We start from the raw sequence: 18,647 nt of genomic DNA on the forward strand, positions 1-18,647 counted from the left end.
GGCTAATTTTGCAAAAGCTCTATTGCAATTTCATTAATTGGCGTATAAGCTTTAAATAAAGCATATGAAAAAAATGGAAGCTTGTTATTCGTTTGACGATATACTTCTCTTACCGGCCTATTCTGATGTATTGCCTCGTGATGCAGACACAAGAACTTATCTAACAAATAATATAGAACTAAATATCCCTCTCATATCCTCTGCAATGGACACTGTCACTGAATCAGGCTTTGCAATAGCTATTGCCCAACATGGTGGAATAGGTTGCATACATAAGAATTTATCAATAGATGAACAAGTGTTAGAAGTAAGAAGGGTGAAAAAATATGAAAGCTGGATCGTGTATAACCCAATTACAATTTCCCCAGATAAAACAGTTGCAGAAGCAGTTTCATTAATGAGAGAGTATAATTATTCCGGCATTCCTGTAGTTGATCAACGCAAGTTAGTGGGAATTTTAACTAATCGAGATGTGAGGTTTATTGAAGACCAGAACATGAATATAAAAGTTTCCGAGGTAATGACAAAAGATAAGTTAGTAACAGTTCGAGAGCAGGCAGTAAACAGCGCCTCAGCAATGAAATTGTTGCATGCAAATAGAATAGAGAAGCTTTTGGTTGTTGATGAAAATTCTTGTTGCATAGGTCTAATCACAGTTAAAGACATCGAAAAATACAATAGATATCCAAATTCATGTAAAGACAGTAAAGGTCGACTCAGAGTTGCCGCTGCAATTGGTACTGGTAAAAAAGATGGTATAGAAAGATGTGAAGCTTTGATCGGAGAGGAAGTCGATGTGGTTATTGTAGATACCGCTCACGGTCATTCCGAGAACGTTATCAGCACCATTAAGGAAATAAAAAAGATGTATCCGAATACGCAATTAATCGGCGGAAATATTACAACAAAGGAGGCTGCTGAAGCGTTAATTGATGCTGGTGTTGATGCAGTAAAGGTTGGAATAGGGCCCGGATCAATTTGTACTACCAGAATAGTTACAGGTGTTGGTATGCCGCAATTCTCTGCAATCAAGAATGTTGCAGAGGTTTGTAAAACAAAAAACGTCAGACTAATTGCTGATGGTGGAATAAAATATTCGGGAGATGTTGCAAAAGCTATTGCAGCTGGTGCTGATACTGTGATGATAGGTTCAATCTTTGCTGGCACTGAGGAAAGCCCAGGTGAGATTATCATGTATAAGGGTAGAGCATATAAGGAATATCGAGGAATGGGATCTATTAGTGCAATGAAACGAGGGTCAGCTAGCCGTTATTTTCAAGATTCAAAACTTGATTTAGTCCCACAAGGAGTAGAAGCAAGAGTTCCTTTTAAAGGTCCAGCTTCAGGAGTGATCTGTCAGTTAATTGGTGGGTTGCAAGCTGCAATGGGTTACACTGGCAACCGTAATATAGAAGAGATGAAAAAAAACTGCAAATTTGTCACTATTACTTCATCAGGGTTAAGAGAAAGTCATGCTCATGATATAATCATTACACAGGAAGCTCCAAATTACGCTTACCAAGCATCTAATTTATCATCTGATTCAGAGTAAATACAATCCCCTTTTGAGTGGGTCATTTCAACACTGGTACACAATTGATATTAATATTAAGGTGTCCGTTCAGCAGAGCGGCAAAATAAGGTAGACAAAGCAAGATAATAAAGATAATCATAGGGTAAATATGAGGTAATATGGTAAACCTTTTAGAACTCTGCAAAAATTTACAGCAAAAAATAGAAAAGTTAGAAGCAAAAATAGAAAGATTGGAAAGAGAGAATGAAAGTTTAAAAGCAGAGCATGAGGCTTTAAAGATAGAGAACGCTGAATTAAAGGAAAGGCTAGGTTTAAATTCAAAAAACTCATCAATTCCCAATTCAAAAGAATTATACAAAATGAAAAAGGAAAAGCCAAAAAGCGAAAGAAAGATTGGTGGTCAAGTTGGGCATAAGGGTAATTATCGTGCTAAAATGGAAGCAGATGAGGTGATAAAGATAGAGTTGTCACCTACTTGCGAATGCGGAGGGAAGATTGCAATATGCGAAAAACCTTATATTCATCAGAAAGTAGATCTTCCGGAGATTAAGGCTTATGTAATGGAATATCAGTTGGAACATGGCCGTTGTCAGAGATGCGGAAAAAGAAGAAGTAGCAAGTTACCAGAGGGTGTTACGCCAGATACATTTGGCCCAAGGGTTAAGTCAGTAGTTGCAGCACTCAGTGGGTTTTATAAAAATTCAAAGCGCGAAGTAGCTAGCATCATAAATGATATCTTCAATTTGAACATAAGCGTCGGTAGCATATCAAATAGTGAACATAGAGTTGCTTCAAAATGCAAAAAAATGTATGAGCAGATCGAACAAGAGATAAGTAGGAGTAAAGTTCTACATATTGATGAAACGAGCCATTATAACAAAGGTAAACTCGCTTGGTGTTGGATGTTTGCAAGCAATACGGCAAGTTTTGTGAAGTTGACAGAGTCAAGGGGAATGAAAGTTTTAAAAAATAGTGTATGCTGCAATCGTAATAGCTTGGTAGTAACCGACAGATATGCAGCATACAACTACTTTGCTGATGAAAGAAGGCAAATCTGTTGGGCACACTTAGCAAGGGATTTTGAAAGATTAGCGCATAGTTGGAAATTTGAAGTTAAAGTTCTGGGCTGTTACTTGAGAAATGTAGCCACTGAGTTATTTGCACTGAAAAAAGCTTTACTAAAAAATGAGATAGATGTTTCAAGATTTATTAGACGTGCCAAGAAATTGCGAAAACGTACAAGGTATTATTTGAAGGAAATATCTCGCTTACCTGAAGCAATTGGAGCGTCTCGAGTTGCAAAGAATATTTTGAAATCTGAAAGAATGATGTGGAAATTTTTAGATGACCCAGAAAATACTCCGCTGACAAATAATCACGCTGAACGGCAAATACGGCATTATGTCGTTTATCGCAAAAATTCATATTTTACACAATCAGAACGAGGAAACTCATTCCTTGAGCAAATAATTTCGTTATACTTAACATGGAAACAGAGGAGGCTAAACCCTTTTCACAATCTTCTATCTATCGTTTCTTAAACCACTCTGCTGAACGGATACATATTAAGAGTCAAAAAGATGTCATCTAAATCAGTGCTATAAGTTGGAATAGCAACTTAAGGTAGATTGCCAGCTTAATATATTTTGATAAATCCAAATTATTTTAGCTATAAGAGAGCTTTGCTTTTTTGCTCCATCAGAATTGGCTTACTTTTAGTGATTCATGGAGTTAAAAAAGTCAGCATTGCTCTTTGTTAAAAGTAATTTGTCACGTAAAAACTCCATTGCTTCAACAGATCCCATAGGGTTAAGTATCCTACGCAATACCCATATTTTATTTAGTATGGCCTTATCAACTAATAGCTCTTCCTTCCTTGTTCCGGATTTTGTAATATCAATAGCAGGGAATATACGTTTATCAGCAAGTTTTCTATCTAGTATAATTTCAGCATTACCTGTGCCTTTAAACTCTTCAAAAATAACATCATCCATTTTTGAACCAGTTTCTATAAGGGCTGTAGCGATGATTGTCAAAGAACCACCATTTTCAATATTACGAGCTGCTCCAAAAAAGCGTTTTGGTCTTTGCAGCGCATTTGAATCTACACCACCGGTTAGAACCTTTCCAGACGAAGGAATGACTGCATTATAAGCACGTGCAAGGCGAGTTATAGAATCAAGCAAAATCACTACATCTTTTTTGTGTTCAACCATTCTTTTAGCTTTTTCTATTACTATTTCAGCAAGTTGGACATGACGGTAGGCAGGTTCATCAAATGTAGAGCTTACCACTTCACCCTTTACAGAGCGTATCATATCTGTCACCTCTTCGGGTCTTTCATCTATAAGTAATACTATTAGTTCTATTTCAGGATGATTTGTAGCTATAGAGTGAGCCATTTGCTGAAGCAATATCGTTTTTCCTGTACGAGGTGGAGCAACTATCAATGCTCTTTGTCCTTTTCCAAGAGGTGTAACTATATCTACAGCACGCATGTTTATATCTTTTTTATTATCTCCGCTACTGTTGTTTTCAAGGATGAGGCTTTTTTCAGGATAAAGCGGAAGCAAATTATCAAAATGGACGTACTTTCTTAATTCACTGATTTCAGTAGAGTTTATACTGTGAACCTTAGTTAAAGTAAAATATCTTTCCTTATCACCAGGTGGCCTTATTTCTCCACATGCCATATCTCCTGTACGTAAATTAAACTTCTTTATTTGGCCATTGGAAATATAAACATCATCGGTACTTGGAGCATAATTTGCACTTGATGAACGTAAGAAACCAAAACCATCAGGCAATATTTCCACTACTCCACTTCCTGTGGTTATGCCTCCTTCTTCACTCATTTTCTTCATTAAACTGAATATCATTTCCTGTTTTAGCATCCTGCCATTGCCTTTACCACTAGTTGAAATTTTTCTTTCTTCAGCTAGCTCTAACAATTCTTCTGCTGTTTTCTCTTTCAATTCGCTCAGGTCCAACGTTTTCTTGTTTTTTTCAGCACCTTCACTGGTCATTTGTTTTACTGCGTCAGCATTATGAATTTGTTCGCTTTTTTCAGGTTGACCTACAACCTCTCCTTTTGCTAAGACATCTTCATTGATTGTTGTCATAATCCTCCAAAAATTTTAATTGATGCTTACTAACCTAAAATGTGAGTATAAAACAATAAATTAGGCTGAGCTAGTTTTTAGTGCGTATTTAGACTTAATTATTATTAAACTAGATACTTTACTTATATTATACTGATAAAAACTAACAAGTCAAGTCAATTTAATATTAACAAAGTACAAGAATTTGAGAATCATCAATAGCTATTATTTATATTTTTTAATCTTTGTTTCTTCTCTTCTTCTACTTTCGCTTTTTCTACTTCCGCTTCTAAATTTTCCTGGCTACATAAACCAAGTAGTACAGGATCTTGAGGTTTGATATTGAGTATGTTATGATGAGATCCATCTCTTACCTGCTCAACTGTGTAATTTGTTGTACTAACTAGCTTAGCTATCACATTATTGTTCAAGATAGGAAATTTTTTTACCAAATAATAAATCGCATTAGGTTTATCTCTACGCCTTGCTGTGGAAGCAAAGGCAAGAAAGCTAATCGTCTTTGCCCTTTTTTTCATATTTTTTATAATCAAATTTGGTACACGATTTGGATTTTTTTTGCAATTATCGATTTCTTTTTCAGTAATTATTTCAGAAATAATAGGGTCATACTTTTCAACTTCTATTTCCTCATCAGCTATGTCTTGTACTTTTTCAAGGGATAACTTGCAACATTGTGCTATTTGATCAAAAGTTAAGCTAGTGTTATCAACCAACCAAGCAGCTACTTGCATGAGAAATTGTTCATTTCTATCTTTATTGTCTTTAGAAGATTCCATTGACATCGAAAAAACATCTCCCATTTTAATATTCCTTTACTGTTATAGAAATAAAATATAAACCATTAAAACTAAAAAAGCATTAACTTTGTCATCCAATGGCTTTTTGGTTTATATTTCTTATCTCTTAGAACCTGTTCATAATCTTTTGAGGAGGAAAGAGGTAAAAGCAAATTTGTAGGCTAGTATTAAGTTTACGCTCGCAATTTTTCCAAAGTCGCCTACATTTTTCCAACCAGGCAAAAGATCTCTCACGTTAGCTAGTTGTTACTCTCTAATCCTGAAAATTGGCGTTCTATACTGTCTTAAACGTTTTATAAGCTCGTTTCAGCTTATGTAGGTAAAAACCTAGAAATATTGTGAAGACATAAGGTGCACATAGTGCAAAAAGTTAAAAATAAGACGCCAACTGTATAATACTTTTGTCGTTTAATCTGCACAGATTGAAGATAATAAAATACCTTCAGTCTTATGATAAGGAAAATGGAAAAATGTGTAAAGTAATCTTTTTCACCTCTGTGAGCTACTTGAATTAAAAAAGAAGAGATACTAACCTCTTACATTCAAACTCACATAAATCATGAATTATGCATGTTTCACACGAAGGTTTTTGCGCTTTGCAAACATATCTACCATGCAAAACTAGCCAATGATGAGCATAAAGTAGGTATTTTTTTGGCACTACATTCAAAAGAGACTGCTCTGTTTTAAGTACATCTTTTTCTTTCACAAGTCCAACTCTATTGCTCACTCTAAAAACGTGAGTATCAACTGCCAATGTTGGAATACCAAGCCCTGAATTTAAGAATACATTAGCGCTCTTTCTCCCAACCCCTGGTAAAGATACCAAATCATCGAAATTAGTAGGCACTTTGCTATTGTACCGCTCAATCAATATTTTACTGAGCCCGATTATATTTTTTGCTTTAGAATTATATAAACCAATACTGCTTATGCATTTTCTCAGCTCACTTTGCCCAAGATTCAACATTTTTTCTGGCGTATCAGCGATACTAAATAGCTCCTTTGTAATTTTATTAACACTTATATCGGTCGTCCGCGCTGACAGAACTATTGCAACTAATAACGTAAAATGATTGGTATAATTTAGCTCTATTTTTGGCGCAGGATTTGACTGTTGAAATTTTTCAAATATTAATTCTACTTTTTTTGAGTCCATGCATAGAGCTAAAAGCTTATACTATACTGTTTGCTGTGCAAATTCAATTGCTCGAGGATGAGGTAGTCCTTCAGTATTAACATCAGACATATCAGTTTTTACCTCATCAAAATTCCTTTCAGCAAACTCGCTTGCCACTTCTGCAAAACATTTTCTAACAAGAGGCATGATAATTGGCATTAACAGTTTTCGTGGATCATACCGTCCTAACAGATCAGTCTCCTTTTGCACTCTATCTCTTGGATCCTCTTCTAGTAAATCTTTTGTGTGCTTGTCAGCATATATTTCACAGCCTTTTGAGAAAATAGGAGCTAATGCTTCAATTAATACTGCCAATAACAATAGTGGACCAAGTACAGCTCCACCAACAGTTAATCCATTAGCAATGAAATTTATTGTAACTAAATAAACAGAAAAAGCAGCTAAAGGATAGTTGATAAGAAGTTTACTGCTTAGCTCGATATAGCTCATCTTACTTATGAATTCATCAGTAGAAATTTCTGAATTTTTATACTTTTCCATATAATAATTCACTAATAAACCAGAGGCTCTACTAATAGCGATGTTAAATGCTATGATCCACCATGAAAAATAGCAACCTATAGTAACTGTAGTTAATATAGCTAAAGGCAGAAAACTTATTTTTGGTACTAACATTAGAGCATTTTTGCGCTCTATAAATTTCAATGCTAATGTCTTTTTATCTTCTTCAATTAGGCTTCTCTTTTCTTTTAGAGGAGTAATATAATTGAATAATTGTATGCTTGGCTTTGCTATATATTGATATAACTCTTGCATTAACTTTGCACTTTGTACACTCTTCTGAAAATTATCTAAATTTGGATTTAGCAAAATCCTCTCTATTTGAGCCTGAAGTTCATTATAGCTTTTTAGGTCTTCTCCAAACGAACAATCATTTCTTTTTAGTATAGCAATCAACCCATCAAAATCTTTACCTACAGCTTCTTCCTCACTGATTTTTAGCTCGTTAAACAACTTTCTCCTATAGTGAAACTCTCTTGCCGTTAAACGTCCATTACTTTCAGCACCAACACTGACTTTAACACAAGGATTTCCTGACTCCAAAGGTTCAATGTACTTTTTTAGCTCTTGATAAGCTTTATAAATCTGATCAAATCTATTTTTGTCTCCACCTTTGTCAGGATGGTTTACAAGAATTAACTTCTTATGCTGCTTCTTCAAAATTGCGCTAAGCTCTTCATAATTCTTGTCTACAACTTGCTTAGCTTCTATTTCTAATATGTCGAACAGATTAGCATTATCACGAAACTCCTGATTAGTTAACTTAAAATGTTGACTCATTACTATTCCTCACATAAATATATCATATTTAGTGTTTTACGCAAACACAAAAACATTAAACAATAATCAGGAGAAAAAACCCTCTTTTCCATCATATAAATACAATTTATCCATTCTTACCACGTCAAAGCTATTTTCTTCAAGTTTGATTAGCAAGTTATTCACATCAATATTTGTAATAGCTTGCTTTTCATTATTTGCGATAAACCTGCAGGTTATTTGGTCACTTGAAGATTTTGAGCCTCCTGGCCAAATTGCAAGTCCTTTTGAGTATATTGCTATCATTTTCAGATTACTCGATTCAAATAATCTTACTATTTGATCAAAATTGTTGGATTGGTCCCAAGCAAGCGCTATATCACTACCCACTAGCTTTTTAACTTTGTAATCTTGTTCGTAATGGTCTTGTACTTTATTTATTTTACTATCCAAATCACTGCTAATTATAAGCTCAGGTAATGTTGCAGGTTTCTTTCCTAGATTATCTATAACAGCTTGTGCAAATTCTTTTGTCCCAACTTTCTGCTTGCTCTTTTTCTCCTTATATAAATCAGCAGTGTGTATTCCATCTTCTAAGGTTTTTAACCATGCATTGTAAATTAGCCTTGCAGTACTCACTTGACCGATATAGACCAACATATGCACTGCAGCATTTAAAAGACCAGAAGGATTAGCTATGTTTTTTCCTGCAATATCAGGAGCAGAGCCGTGAACCGCTTCAAACATTGCATATTCATTACCTATATTGCTACTTCCTGCAAGCCCTACAGAACCTGAGGTTTGTGCCACTATATCTGATAATATGTCGCCATATAGATTTTCAGTTACTATAACATCGAAATTCTCGGGTTCTGTGGCAACACGTGCCATTCCAATATCAACTATATAATGTTCCGCCTTTATATCCGGATATTCTTTTGCAATACGATCAAACGCTGCATGAAAAGCGCCGTCAGTCATTTTCATTATGTTGTCTTTAGTCAGGCAAGTTACTTTCTTTCTGTTATGTTTTTTCGCATATTCAAAAGCGTACCTGCATATTTTTTCTGAGCCAGATCTAGTAATAATTTTAGTGCATTGGTACGAGTCACCAGTGAGCCTATGCTCTATTCCGGTGTAAACATCTTCTTCATTTTCGCGTATTACTACGATATCAAACTTACCGAATTTATTTTCTATAACAGGATGATATGAAATGCATGATCTGATATTTGCATATAACCCTAGGTTCTTTCTGAGCGCCACATTTAGGCTTTTGTGCCCTTTGCCTTGAGGAGTTGTCGTCGGAGATTTTAGTAATATCTTTGTCCTTTCAATAGATTCCCAACCACTTGGAGAAATGCCGTGAGACCATTCTTTACTATAAACACACTCTCCTATTTCAATAATATCTACTGAAATCTTTGCTTTCGCTTCACGCAATATCGATAGCACCGCTTCCATAATTTCTGGTCCGATACCATCACCATACGCAACTGTGACTGATGTTGACATAACTTCCTTAACTGTAAATGATTTAATGTTAATTCAAATAATATAGTGGCACAAGCAGCTAGTACTGTACAAGTTGACATATTTACAGTTATTTAATAACATGTTCTTATGTCAGTTAGTAATGCGGGTGGGGTTGTATGGATACTAAAATAAGCTATGCAAGAGTTACGAGACGCATTTTTGCATTTGCGTTTGATCATATTTTATTAACGGCGATAAAGTATTTTATTGGATTTAACGTTGGATGTACCTTAGGTTCTTTAACACCCAATGCGGTTAAAATAATTTCAGACAACGCAACAATTCTTAATGTAACAGCGCTAATATTGGCATTAGCATTTTATGCATTTACGATAATAGAATTCGGCGGAACTCCGGGACAATTATTGCTTCGTATGCATATAAAAGACAAAAATACACTTGAAAAAATCACTATAACACAAACAATAATCAGAACAGGAACTTTTGGAGTGTTATATTTTATAATTTTTTATACAATATTGAGTATTTCTAGTCTATTTATAATTTTACCAATTATTATCATATTGTTTGCAACATTTGATAAGCATAAACAGTTCCTTAATGACAAAATTGCAAAAATTGAGTATTTCTAGTCTATTTATAATTTTACCAATTATTATCATATTGTTTGCAACATTTGATAAGCATAAACAGTTCCTTAATGACAAAATTGCAAAAACAGTAGTGATAGACTATAAACCTAGTTGATGTTTTTCTTTAGTTGTTATCACCAAGGGTGTTATTCCAGCGCGTGACCCACATCTGTACGAACATTGCAATTAGCAGGTATCCGTTCAGCAGAGTGGTTTAAGAAACGATAGATAGAAGATTGTGAAAAGGGTTTAGCCTCCTCTGTTTCCATGTTAAGTATAACGAAATTATTTGCTCAAGGAATGAGTTTCCTCGTTCTGATTGTGTAAAATATGAATTTTTGCGATAAACGACATAATGCCGTATTTGCCGTTCAGCGTGATTATTTGTCAGCGGAGTATTTTCTGGGTCATCTAAAAATTTCCACATCATTCTTTCAGATTTCAAAATATTCTTTGCAACTCGAGACGCTCCAATTGCTTCAGGTAAGCGAGATATTTCCTTCAAATAATACCTTGTACGTTTTCGCAATTTCTTGGCACGTCTAATAAATCTTGAAACATCTATCTCATTTTTTAGTAAAGCTTTTTTCAGTGCAAATAACTCAGTGGCTACATTTCTCAAGTAACAGCCCAGAACTTTAACTTCAAATTTCCAACTATGCGCTAATCTTTCAAAATCCCTTGCTAAGTGTGCCCAACAGATTTGCCTTCTTTCATTAGCAAAGTAGTTGTATGCTGCATATCTGTCGGTTACTACCAAGCTATTACGATTGCAGCATACACTATTTTTTAAAACTTTCATTCCCCTTGACTCTGTCAACTTCACAAAACTTGCCGTATTGCTTGCAAACATCCAACACCAAGCGAGTTTACCTTTGTTATAATGGCTCGTTTCATCAATATGTAGAACTTTACTCCTACTTATCTCTTGTTCGATCTGCTCATACATTTTTTTGCATTTTGAAGCAACTCTATGTTCACTATTTGATATGCTACCGACGCTTATGTTCAAATTGAAGATATCATTTATGATGCTAGCTACTTCGCGCTTTGAATTTTTATAAAACCCACTGAGTGCTGCAACTACTGACTTAACCCTTGGGCCAAATGTATCTGGCGTAACACCCTCTGGTAACTTGCTACTTCTTCTTTTTCCGCATCTCTGACAACGGCCATGTTCCAACTGATATTCCATTACATAAGCCTTAATCTCCGGAAGATCTACTTTCTGATGAATATAAGGTTTTTCGCATATTGCAATCTTCCCTCCGCATTCGCAAGTAGGTGACAACTCTATCTTTATCACCTCATCTGCTTCCATTTTAGCACGATAATTACCCTTATGCCCAACTTGACCACCAATCTTTCTTTCGCTTTTTGGCTTTTCCTTTTTCATTTTGTATAATTCTTTTGAATTGGGAATTGATGAGTTTTTTGAATTTAAACCTAGCCTTTCCTTTAATTCAGCGTTCTCTATCTTTAAAGCCTCATGCTCTGCTTTTAAACTTTCATTCTCTCTTTCCAATCTTTCTATTTTTGCTTCTAACTTTTCTATTTTTTGCTGTAAATTTTTGCAGAGTTCTAAAAGGTTTACCATATTACCTCATATTTACCCTATGATTATCTTTATTATCTTGCTTTGTCTACCTTATTTTGCCGCTCTGCTGAACGGACACATTAGCAGGTAATTTGCATAATAGACGGTGTCATTCCAGTGCTTGACACTGGAATCCAGTTTTCCATATAATCTCATCGAAAACGTTGTAACCACTTTCTATGCTAGTGTGCTTTCATCAACCTGGATCCCAGTGTCAGCTACTTTCATGACAAGAAAAGAAGCACTGGTTTCACATGAATCTGAACAGATATCATGTTTTTCTTTAGTTTACTGCTTACAAAGTGACTTTTTTTGTTTCTGCATGAGCTAAATTAACTACCAATATCATACCTGAAGAACCCACCTGACCATTCTAGAAAATTTAACGCTGAGTACACTTTACTTTTAGCTTCTTCCACAGTATTTCCTTCTCCTACTATATTTAGCACCCTTCCGCCATCGGAAATCCAATTACCACTTTCATCCAACTTAGTACCAGCATGAAAAACTAGCACACCAGGAATGTTTTCAATTTTATCCAATCCTTTAATTACCTCTCCTTTTTGATAATCACCAGGATAGCCTTTACTTGCAACAACTACACAAACTGTAGTTTTGTGATTAAACTCCACCATTTTTGTATTTAACTTGCCTTCTGCAACTGACAACATCAACTTTAACAAATCACAATTTGGATCAAGTCTAGGTAAAATAGATTGTATTTCCGGATCCCCAAACCTAACATTATACTCAAGAAGCTTTGGACTATCTTTGCAAATCATTAAACCAGCAAAGAGTACGCCTTTATAGGATGTTCCCATGTTAGTCAGTGCTTGAATTGTAGGATATATTATTTTTTGGATAATTTTTTGCTCCATCTCCTTACTTATAATCGAAGGTGATGAGTATGACCCCATGCCTCCAGTATTTTGTCCCTCGTTATTTTCACCAACTCTCTTGTAATCTTTTGCACACCCAAGGGTTACTACCTTCAACCCATCAATAAGAGCAAAAAAACTTACTTCCTCTCCAATTAAAAACTCTTCTATGATTATTTCTTCACCTGACTCACCAAGATTTTTCTCCACTAGCATTGAATCTATTGCTGAAAAAGCTTCATTTTCTGTGTGGCATATTATGACGCCTTTCCCTGCTGCAATTCCATTTGCTTTAATTACAAGCGGAAATTTTATTTTATTACTACGGACAAAATTTTTAGCTAACCTTTCATCAATAAAACGCTCATACTTTGCAGTTGGTATACCATACTGTTTACATAGTTCCTTCGTAAAAGACTTTGATGCCTCAAGTTTTGCAGCTGCTTGACTTGGAGCAAAAACATTTATTCCCTCTGCAGCTAAATCATCAGCAAGTCCATTAATTATCGGTTGCTCTGGACCAATAATTACTAGCTCTATATTTTCTTTCTTGCAAAATTGTATAACATCCACTGAATCTTGAATATTTATATTCACAAGAACTCCAAAATTTTCCATGGCCGGGCGACCAGGAGTAACATATAACTTAGTCAAGGTAGGAGACTTCTTTAAAGCCCAAAGTAAAGCATGCTCACGCCCACCAGAACCTATAACCAGAACCTTCATCTTTATTTCCTCGCTTTTCTATATGTCAAAATTATTGTTTGCTTATAACAGTATCATTACTCATGTATCTTTGCAACACGTTTGGTATTGTAACTGACCCATCGGAATTTTGATAGTTCTCCATTATGGCAACAATTGTTCTTCCTATGGCTAAAGCTGAGCCGTTTAAAGTGTGAACGTATTTTTTTGTTTTTCTGTCAGTTTCTAAGAAGTATTTAGTGTTCATTCTTCTTGCCTGGAACGTACCGCAATTTGAGCAGCTTGATATTTCTCTGTACTTATTTTGCTCAGGTAACCATACCTCTATATCATAAGTCTTTTGTGCAGCAAAGCCCATATCACCACTACAAAGCAGCATTATTCTATACGGTAGTTCTAATTTTTTTAATATTTCCTCAGCAGCATTTGTCATGCGTTCAAGCTCATCATTTGACTGGTCTTCAGTTGTGATGCTTACCAACTCCACTTTACCAAATTGGTGTTGCCTTATCATACCTCTTGTATCTCGTCCTGCGCTACCAGCTTCTTTACGAAAACATTCTGAATATGCAGTAAAACGAATAGGCAGTTCTTTTTCTTCTATTATTTTGTCAGCAACTAAATTTGTTAAAACTACTTCACTTGTGGGAATTAATCTTAATTTATCGGTAGTTAAATATGAATCATCAAAAAATTTTGGTAGTTGACCAACATTATACATCGCCCTATCCTTTACTAAAACTGGATGATGCACTTCAGTATAACCAAATTCATTAACATGTGTTTCCAGCATAAAATTTATTAATGCTCGTCCAAGCTTAGCTAACTGTCCTTTTAGTATTGTAAACCTTGATCCAGAAATTTTTGCTGCTTGTTCAAAATCCATCAAGCCTAACCTTTCTCCGAGTTCATAATGAAATTTTGGCATAAAACTAAATTGCCTTTTTTCTCCATATTTTCTGATTTCTACGTTGGAGCTCTCATCTTCACCTATTGGTACATTTTGTGCAGAAATATTTGGTAAGTTAGATAAAATATCCACTAACTTATTTTTTTCTGTTTGCTCCTTGAGGCTGATTGTCTCTATCTCACTTGTGATGCTTTTTGATAACTTTACTTGTTCTTCACATGGGCTTTTGTTCATTTTAAGCCTCTTTATTTCTTCCGTGACCTCGTTTCGTTGCTTATTTAAAGCTTGCAATTTAGTAGTCAGTGATCTTTTTTTATGGTCAATCTCTAATATTTCTTCTGTAGTAAATTCTTTCACCCCTCTGCTTTTTATTGCTTTTTCAAATCCTTTAGGGTTTTTGCGTATATGTTCTATATCATGCATATGTTGTGCTATTACTAACATCATTACTCTACTTCAAAAGCTTTGAATGCTCAATATTTTTACATATAAATGCTAATATTGATTTTACCTTCATAATTTGCTAGAATTGATAAACGTGAAATATAATATGTTAGCCATCATAGAAAGATACAATAAATCTAAAGAGAGTACTCACTTCACTAAACTTAAGGCTAGTGGAAGATTTGCTGTCTACGCTTTTTGTATATATTTGGCGACTACATTTACCATTGGCTGTTTGGGATTAATAATGGGATCTTTCCTCTTAACCTTACCACTTGCTATGCTCATCTCCAACCCTATAGCTTGGATCTTAATGGGAATAGTGCTTGCAGCGACATACAAGATGGTTATTGAACCTTTATTTTACTTGGTAAAAGGTTATGTTGATGAAAAAGGAACTGTAAAGGAAGAAAAGAGTCCAAAAGAGCAAAAATTCACAAGAAGTAAATCACTGGATAGTGGACTAGATACTATATCAAGACAAACAAATGATTCGGATCAGAGGGTACGTAGAAATTCCTATTCTCCATCTACAGATAGTGGTATTGTACCAGGAAGTGAACCTGCCTCAAGTAACAATAGTCGTAGAAATTCTAATGCTTCAGGAGATAGTGGTTTGGGTGGCAAAGAGTTTCATGAAAATTTACAAACTCTTATGCATCAGACAAATAGAGAAAATTACTATTACTGGCTACAAGAACATGATATTTCTCATATTGCAAGAGCTGTATATAACTATTCAGAAAATTCAAGTGGCAATGTAGTTTTTTGTATTCCTGGTGATGTGAGTACTTTAAACTCAAAACTGAAAGAGTATAAAATAGAACAAGGGAACACAAAAAAAATCTTTGCCTCGATTATTAATTTAGGAGGAAATCACTGGGTAACACTGATAGTCACATGTAATGGTAACAGACAATTTAGAGCTTATTATTGTGACTCATTTGGTAATAAATTACCAAATGAGGTTGAAGGAAAGGTAAAAGACGATATAAGTCTTGCTAATGAGATTGCTGAGAAGTGTCTAGTACCCTTAAATAATGAGGTGGGAAGTTTAATACGGAAAAGAGAAAATAATCCAGATAATGCTAGCCTTAAAGAGAAAAAAGATGATGTTGAAAAAACATTAGGTCATGCAAGAGAATATAGAAATAAGTTAGTTAGTAAGCCAATTGATACTAGTTATATAGTGGGCATATTGCAGGAAACCTTAGAGATAGGAAATGATAGCATAAAGAGTTCTGCGGTTGATCAGCAAAAAGATGGCTGTAATTGTGGAGTATTTTCTTTAGAAAATGCTCATAGGATTACGGAAATGCTCAACGAGGATAAATCATTTGATGAAATTGACAGAGAGTTATCAAAGTACAAGCCTAGTCCAGGACAATTGCACGAGAAGAGAAGAGAGTTCGCAAAAGCACTTATGGAGGATGAAGAGTGGAAAGAATCCATTGCTGAAGGTGGAATTTTACATGATACTATACAGCAGCTCATTTCTGAAGATAGTAAGAAAGAGGAGGCACAATCTACCATAAGTTCGATTATTCAAAATGTTACTACAACGTGTGCAAGACGTTTGGGCTTAAGTAATTAATCTATAAAATCTATGTCCCTACAAATAGGAAGTTTGACGATTGATTCTCCAGTTATTTTAGCGCCAATGTCTGGAGTGACTGACTATCCATTTAGGAGTATTGTAAAGAAACTTGGTGCAAGTTTGCTAGTCTCAGAAATGATTGCAAGCAGAGCTATGATCATGCAAACTCGCCAGAGCATGCAAAAAGCAAAAGTCGATGAACTAACCGCTGTACAACTTGCTGGTTGTGAGCCTGATGTTATGGCGGAAGCTGCAAAGTTAAATGAGGGCATGGGTGCAAAAATCATAGATATAAATTTTGGTTGTCCAGTTAAAAAAGTTGTAAACGGTTACGCAGGGTCAGCACTTATGCGTGATGAAAAAAAGGCTGCTGAGATAATAGAAGCTGTAGTCAAGGCAGTGAGTGTGCCAGTTACAGTAAAAATGCGTACTGGATGGAATGACGAAAATCGTAATGCTCCGCGCTTGGCAAAAATTGCAGAAGATTTGGGAGCAAAGATGATTACTGTACATGGAAGGACAAGGGCACAGCTTTATAATGGTCAAGCAGATTGGAAATTCGTTAGAAATGTTAAAGAGCAGGTAAAAATTCCAGTTATAGTAAATGGAGATATTAAGAGTTTGAATGATGTTCAAAGTGCACTTAAAGAATCTGGGGCAGATGGAGTAATGATAGGTCGTGGTGCTTACGGCAAACCTTGGCTGATTAATCAAGCAATAAACTTTTTGAGTGGAAATAAAGTTTCTGAGCCAACAGCCTCAGAGAGATTAAGCATAATAGTATCCGTTCAGCAGAGTGGTTTAAGAAACGATAGATAGAAGATTGTGAAAAGGGTTTAGCCTCCTCTGTTTCCATGTTAAGTATAACGAAATTATTTGCTCAAGGAATGAGTTTCCTCGTTCTGATTGTGTAAAATATGAATTTTTGCGATAAACGACATAATGCCGTATTTGCCGTTCAGCGTGATTATTTGTCAGCGGAGTATTTTCTGGGTCATCTAAAAATTTCCACATCATTCTTTCAGATTTCAAAATATTCTTTGCAACTCGAGACGCTCCAATTGCTTCAGGTAAGCGAGATATTTCCTTCAAATAATACCTTGTACGTTTTCGCAATTTCTTGGCACGTCTAATAAATCTTGAAACATCTATCTCATTTTTTAGTAAAGCTTTTTTCAGTGCAAATAACTCAGTGGCTACATTTCTCAAGTAACAGCCCAGAACTTTAACTTCAAATTTCCAACTATGCGCTAATCTTTCAAAATCCCTTGCTAAGTGTGCCCAACAGATTTGCCTTCTTTCATTAGCAAAGTAGTTGTATGCTGCATATCTGTCGGTTACTACCAAGCTATTACGATTGCAGCATACACTATTTTTTAAAACTTTCATTCCCCTTGACTCTGTCAACTTCACAAAACTTGCCGTATTGCTTGCAAACATCCAACACCAAGCGAGTTTACCTTTGTTATAATGGCTCGTTTCATCAATATGTAGAACTTTACTCCTACTTATCTCTTGTTCGATCTGCTCATACATTTTTTTGCATTTTGAAGCAACTCTATGTTCACTATTTGATATGCTACCGACGCTTATGTTCAAATTGAAGATATCATTTATGATGCTAGCTACTTCGCGCTTTGAATTTTTATAAAACCCACTGAGTGCTGCAACTACTGACTTAACCCTTGGGCCAAATGTATCTGGCGTAACACCCTCTGGTAACTTGCTACTTCTTCTTTTTCCGCATCTCTGACAACGGCCATGTTCCAACTGATATTCCATTACATAAGCCTTAATCTCCGGAAGATCTACTTTCTGATGAATATAAGGTTTTTCGCATATTGCAATCTTCCCTCCGCATTCGCAAGTAGGTGACAACTCTATCTTTATCACCTCATCTGCTTCCATTTTAGCACGATAATTACCCTTATGCCCAACTTGACCACCAATCTTTCTTTCGCTTTTTGGCTTTTCCTTTTTCATTTTGTATAATTCTTTTGAATTGGGAATTGATGAGTTTTTTGAATTTAAACCTAGCCTTTCCTTTAATTCAGCGTTCTCTATCTTTAAAGCCTCATGCTCTGCTTTTAAACTTTCATTCTCTCTTTCCAATCTTTCTATTTTTGCTTCTAACTTTTCTATTTTTTGCTGTAAATTTTTGCAGAGTTCTAAAAGGTTTACCATATTACCTCATATTTACCCTATGATTATCTTTATTATCTTGCTTTGTCTACCTTATTTTGCCGCTCTGCTGAACGGACACGCATAATACTCAAGCATTATGACAGTATTCTTGAGTACTATGGAAGCGATACAGGAATAAAGATGGCCCGCAAACATATAGGATGGTACAGTAGCGGGCTTCAAAACTCATCTGAATTTCGTGTAAGAGTAAATAACATAATAGACAGCACAGAGGTGAAAGAAAATATAATTGATTTTTTTAGTTAAAAACAGATTAAACATACTACCT

The 18,647-nt window shown here is 35.2% G+C and carries 13 protein-coding genes and 2 pseudogenes; 6 read left to right on the top strand and 9 right to left on the bottom strand.

Translation table 11 applies throughout. The features are described from left to right. Positions 1-64 precede the first annotated feature (64 nt). Together guaB and tnpC (ACE38P_RS03455) are read left to right on the top strand one after the other, a co-directional pair. The gene (gene guaB / locus ACE38P_RS03450) at positions 65-1,552 is read left to right on the top strand and encodes an IMP dehydrogenase (protein ID WP_374699498.1); all 1,488 of its coding nucleotides are present in this window, start codon (positions 65-67) and stop codon (positions 1,550-1,552) included. A gap of 140 nt (positions 1,553-1,692) precedes the next feature. Continuing rightward, positions 1,693-3,075, top strand: coding sequence for an IS66 family transposase (tnpC, locus tag ACE38P_RS03455; protein ID WP_374699286.1), 1,383 nt, complete (start codon positions 1,693-1,695; stop codon positions 3,073-3,075). Between the two features lie 174 nt (positions 3,076-3,249). Here the strand turns inward: tnpC (ACE38P_RS03455) and rho are convergent, their stop codons facing one another. From rho to icd, 5 genes are all read right to left on the bottom strand, one after another. After that, positions 3,250-4,656 (bottom strand): transcription termination factor Rho, encoded by a 1,407-nt coding sequence (gene rho / locus ACE38P_RS03460; protein ID WP_264378026.1) that lies wholly within the window; start codon positions 4,654-4,656, stop codon positions 3,250-3,252. A 194-nt stretch (positions 4,657-4,850) separates the two neighbouring features. Next, positions 4,851-5,456 carry a cell cycle transcriptional regulator TrcR gene (locus ACE38P_RS03465; protein ID WP_064086031.1) on the bottom strand — a complete coding sequence of 202 codons (606 nt, stop codon included), beginning with the start codon at positions 5,454-5,456 and terminating at the stop codon, positions 4,851-4,853. Between the two features lie 508 nt (positions 5,457-5,964). Further along, entirely contained in the window at positions 5,965-6,612 is a 648-nt protein-coding gene (gene nth, locus ACE38P_RS03470) for an endonuclease III (RefSeq protein ID WP_010402332.1), read from the bottom strand. A 21-nt stretch (positions 6,613-6,633) separates the two neighbouring features. Beyond that, positions 6,634-7,935 carry a molecular chaperone DnaJ gene (locus ACE38P_RS03475; RefSeq protein WP_264730485.1) on the bottom strand — a complete coding sequence of 434 codons (1,302 nt, stop codon included), beginning with the start codon at positions 7,933-7,935 and terminating at the stop codon, positions 6,634-6,636. A gap of 66 nt (positions 7,936-8,001) precedes the next feature. Beyond that, positions 8,002-9,429 (bottom strand): isocitrate dehydrogenase, encoded by a 1,428-nt coding sequence (icd, locus tag ACE38P_RS03480; protein WP_374699499.1) that lies wholly within the window; start codon positions 9,427-9,429, stop codon positions 8,002-8,004. A gap of 137 nt (positions 9,430-9,566) precedes the next feature. Here icd and ACE38P_RS03485 point away from each other — a divergent pair, with 137 nt between their 5' ends. Next, complete coding sequence (locus tag ACE38P_RS03485) at positions 9,567-10,043, top strand: RDD family protein (RefSeq protein ID WP_374699500.1); 477 nt, start codon at positions 9,567-9,569, stop codon at positions 10,041-10,043. 214 nt (positions 10,044-10,257) lie between these two features. Here the strand turns inward: ACE38P_RS03485 and tnpC (ACE38P_RS03490) are convergent, their stop codons facing one another. The 3 genes from tnpC (ACE38P_RS03490) to serS all read right to left on the bottom strand — a co-directional run bounded on the left by tnpC (ACE38P_RS03490) (position 10,258) and on the right by serS (position 14,556). Then, positions 10,258-11,640, bottom strand: a complete 1,383-nt coding sequence (gene tnpC, locus ACE38P_RS03490) for an IS66 family transposase (RefSeq protein WP_374699327.1) — start codon at positions 11,638-11,640, stop codon at positions 10,258-10,260. Positions 11,641-11,972: 332 nt separating this feature from the next. Continuing rightward, entirely contained in the window at positions 11,973-13,244 is a 1,272-nt protein-coding gene (gene purD / locus ACE38P_RS03495; RefSeq protein ID WP_064085927.1) for a phosphoribosylamine--glycine ligase, read from the bottom strand. Positions 13,245-13,275: 31 nt separating this feature from the next. Continuing rightward, on the bottom strand, positions 13,276-14,556 hold the full coding sequence (gene serS, locus ACE38P_RS03500) for a serine--tRNA ligase (RefSeq protein WP_064085932.1): 1,281 nt from the start codon (positions 14,554-14,556) through the stop codon (positions 13,276-13,278). Positions 14,557-14,683: 127 nt separating this feature from the next. On the opposite strand from serS, the gene ACE38P_RS03505 reads away from it, so the two are divergent. Both ACE38P_RS03505 and dusB read left to right on the top strand, forming a co-directional pair. After that, positions 14,684-16,171 (top strand): hypothetical protein, encoded by a 1,488-nt coding sequence (locus ACE38P_RS03505; RefSeq protein WP_374699501.1) that lies wholly within the window; start codon positions 14,684-14,686, stop codon positions 16,169-16,171. Positions 16,172-16,183: 12 nt separating this feature from the next. Next, positions 16,184-16,957 (top strand): annotated as a pseudogene (dusB, locus tag ACE38P_RS03510) (tRNA dihydrouridine synthase DusB); the annotation flags it as partial. An 18-nt stretch (positions 16,958-16,975) separates the two neighbouring features. Here dusB and tnpC (ACE38P_RS03515) read toward each other — a convergent pair. Next, positions 16,976-18,358 (bottom strand): IS66 family transposase, encoded by a 1,383-nt coding sequence (tnpC, locus tag ACE38P_RS03515; protein ID WP_374699327.1) that lies wholly within the window; start codon positions 18,356-18,358, stop codon positions 16,976-16,978. A gap of 63 nt (positions 18,359-18,421) precedes the next feature. Between tnpC (ACE38P_RS03515) and ACE38P_RS03520 the strand changes: the two are divergent. Beyond that, positions 18,422-18,625: pseudogene (locus tag ACE38P_RS03520) on the top strand (tRNA-dihydrouridine synthase); the annotation flags it as partial. Between the last annotated feature and the right edge of the window lie 22 nt (positions 18,626-18,647).

The sequence above is a fragment of the Wolbachia endosymbiont (group A) of Limnophora tigrina genome, assembly GCF_964263225.1.
GTDB lineage: Bacteria > Pseudomonadota > Alphaproteobacteria > Rickettsiales > Anaplasmataceae > Wolbachia.

Bases quoted from the DNA above. Each gene is read 5' to 3' on its own strand.
- ACE38P_RS03475 (WP_264730485.1), bottom strand. From the start codon at position 7,935: ATGAGTCAACATTTTAAGTTAACTAATCAGGAGTTTCGTGATAATGCT.
- nth (WP_010402332.1), bottom strand. From the start codon at position 6,612: ATGGACTCAAAAAAAGTAGAATTAATATTTGAAAAATTTCAACAGTCA.
- ACE38P_RS03465 (WP_064086031.1), bottom strand. From the start codon at position 5,456: ATGGGAGATGTTTTTTCGATGTCAATGGAATCTTCTAAAGACAATAAA.
- rho (WP_264378026.1), bottom strand. From the start codon at position 4,656: ATGACAACAATCAATGAAGATGTCTTAGCAAAAGGAGAGGTTGTAGGT.
- guaB (WP_374699498.1), top strand. From the start codon at position 65: ATGAAAAAAATGGAAGCTTGTTATTCGTTTGACGATATACTTCTCTTA.
- tnpC (WP_374699286.1), top strand. From the start codon at position 1,693: ATGGTAAACCTTTTAGAACTCTGCAAAAATTTACAGCAAAAAATAGAA.
- ACE38P_RS03485 (WP_374699500.1), top strand. From the start codon at position 9,567: ATGGATACTAAAATAAGCTATGCAAGAGTTACGAGACGCATTTTTGCA.
- purD (WP_064085927.1), bottom strand. From the start codon at position 13,244: ATGAAGGTTCTGGTTATAGGTTCTGGTGGGCGTGAGCATGCTTTACTT.
- tnpC (WP_374699327.1), bottom strand. From the start codon at position 18,358: ATGGTAAACCTTTTAGAACTCTGCAAAAATTTACAGCAAAAAATAGAA.
- icd (WP_374699499.1), bottom strand. From the start codon at position 9,429: ATGTCAACATCAGTCACAGTTGCGTATGGTGATGGTATCGGACCAGAA.
- ACE38P_RS03505 (WP_374699501.1), top strand. From the start codon at position 14,684: ATGTTAGCCATCATAGAAAGATACAATAAATCTAAAGAGAGTACTCAC.
- tnpC (WP_374699327.1), bottom strand. From the start codon at position 11,640: ATGGTAAACCTTTTAGAACTCTGCAAAAATTTACAGCAAAAAATAGAA.
- serS (WP_064085932.1), bottom strand. From the start codon at position 14,556: ATGCATGATATAGAACATATACGCAAAAACCCTAAAGGATTTGAAAAA.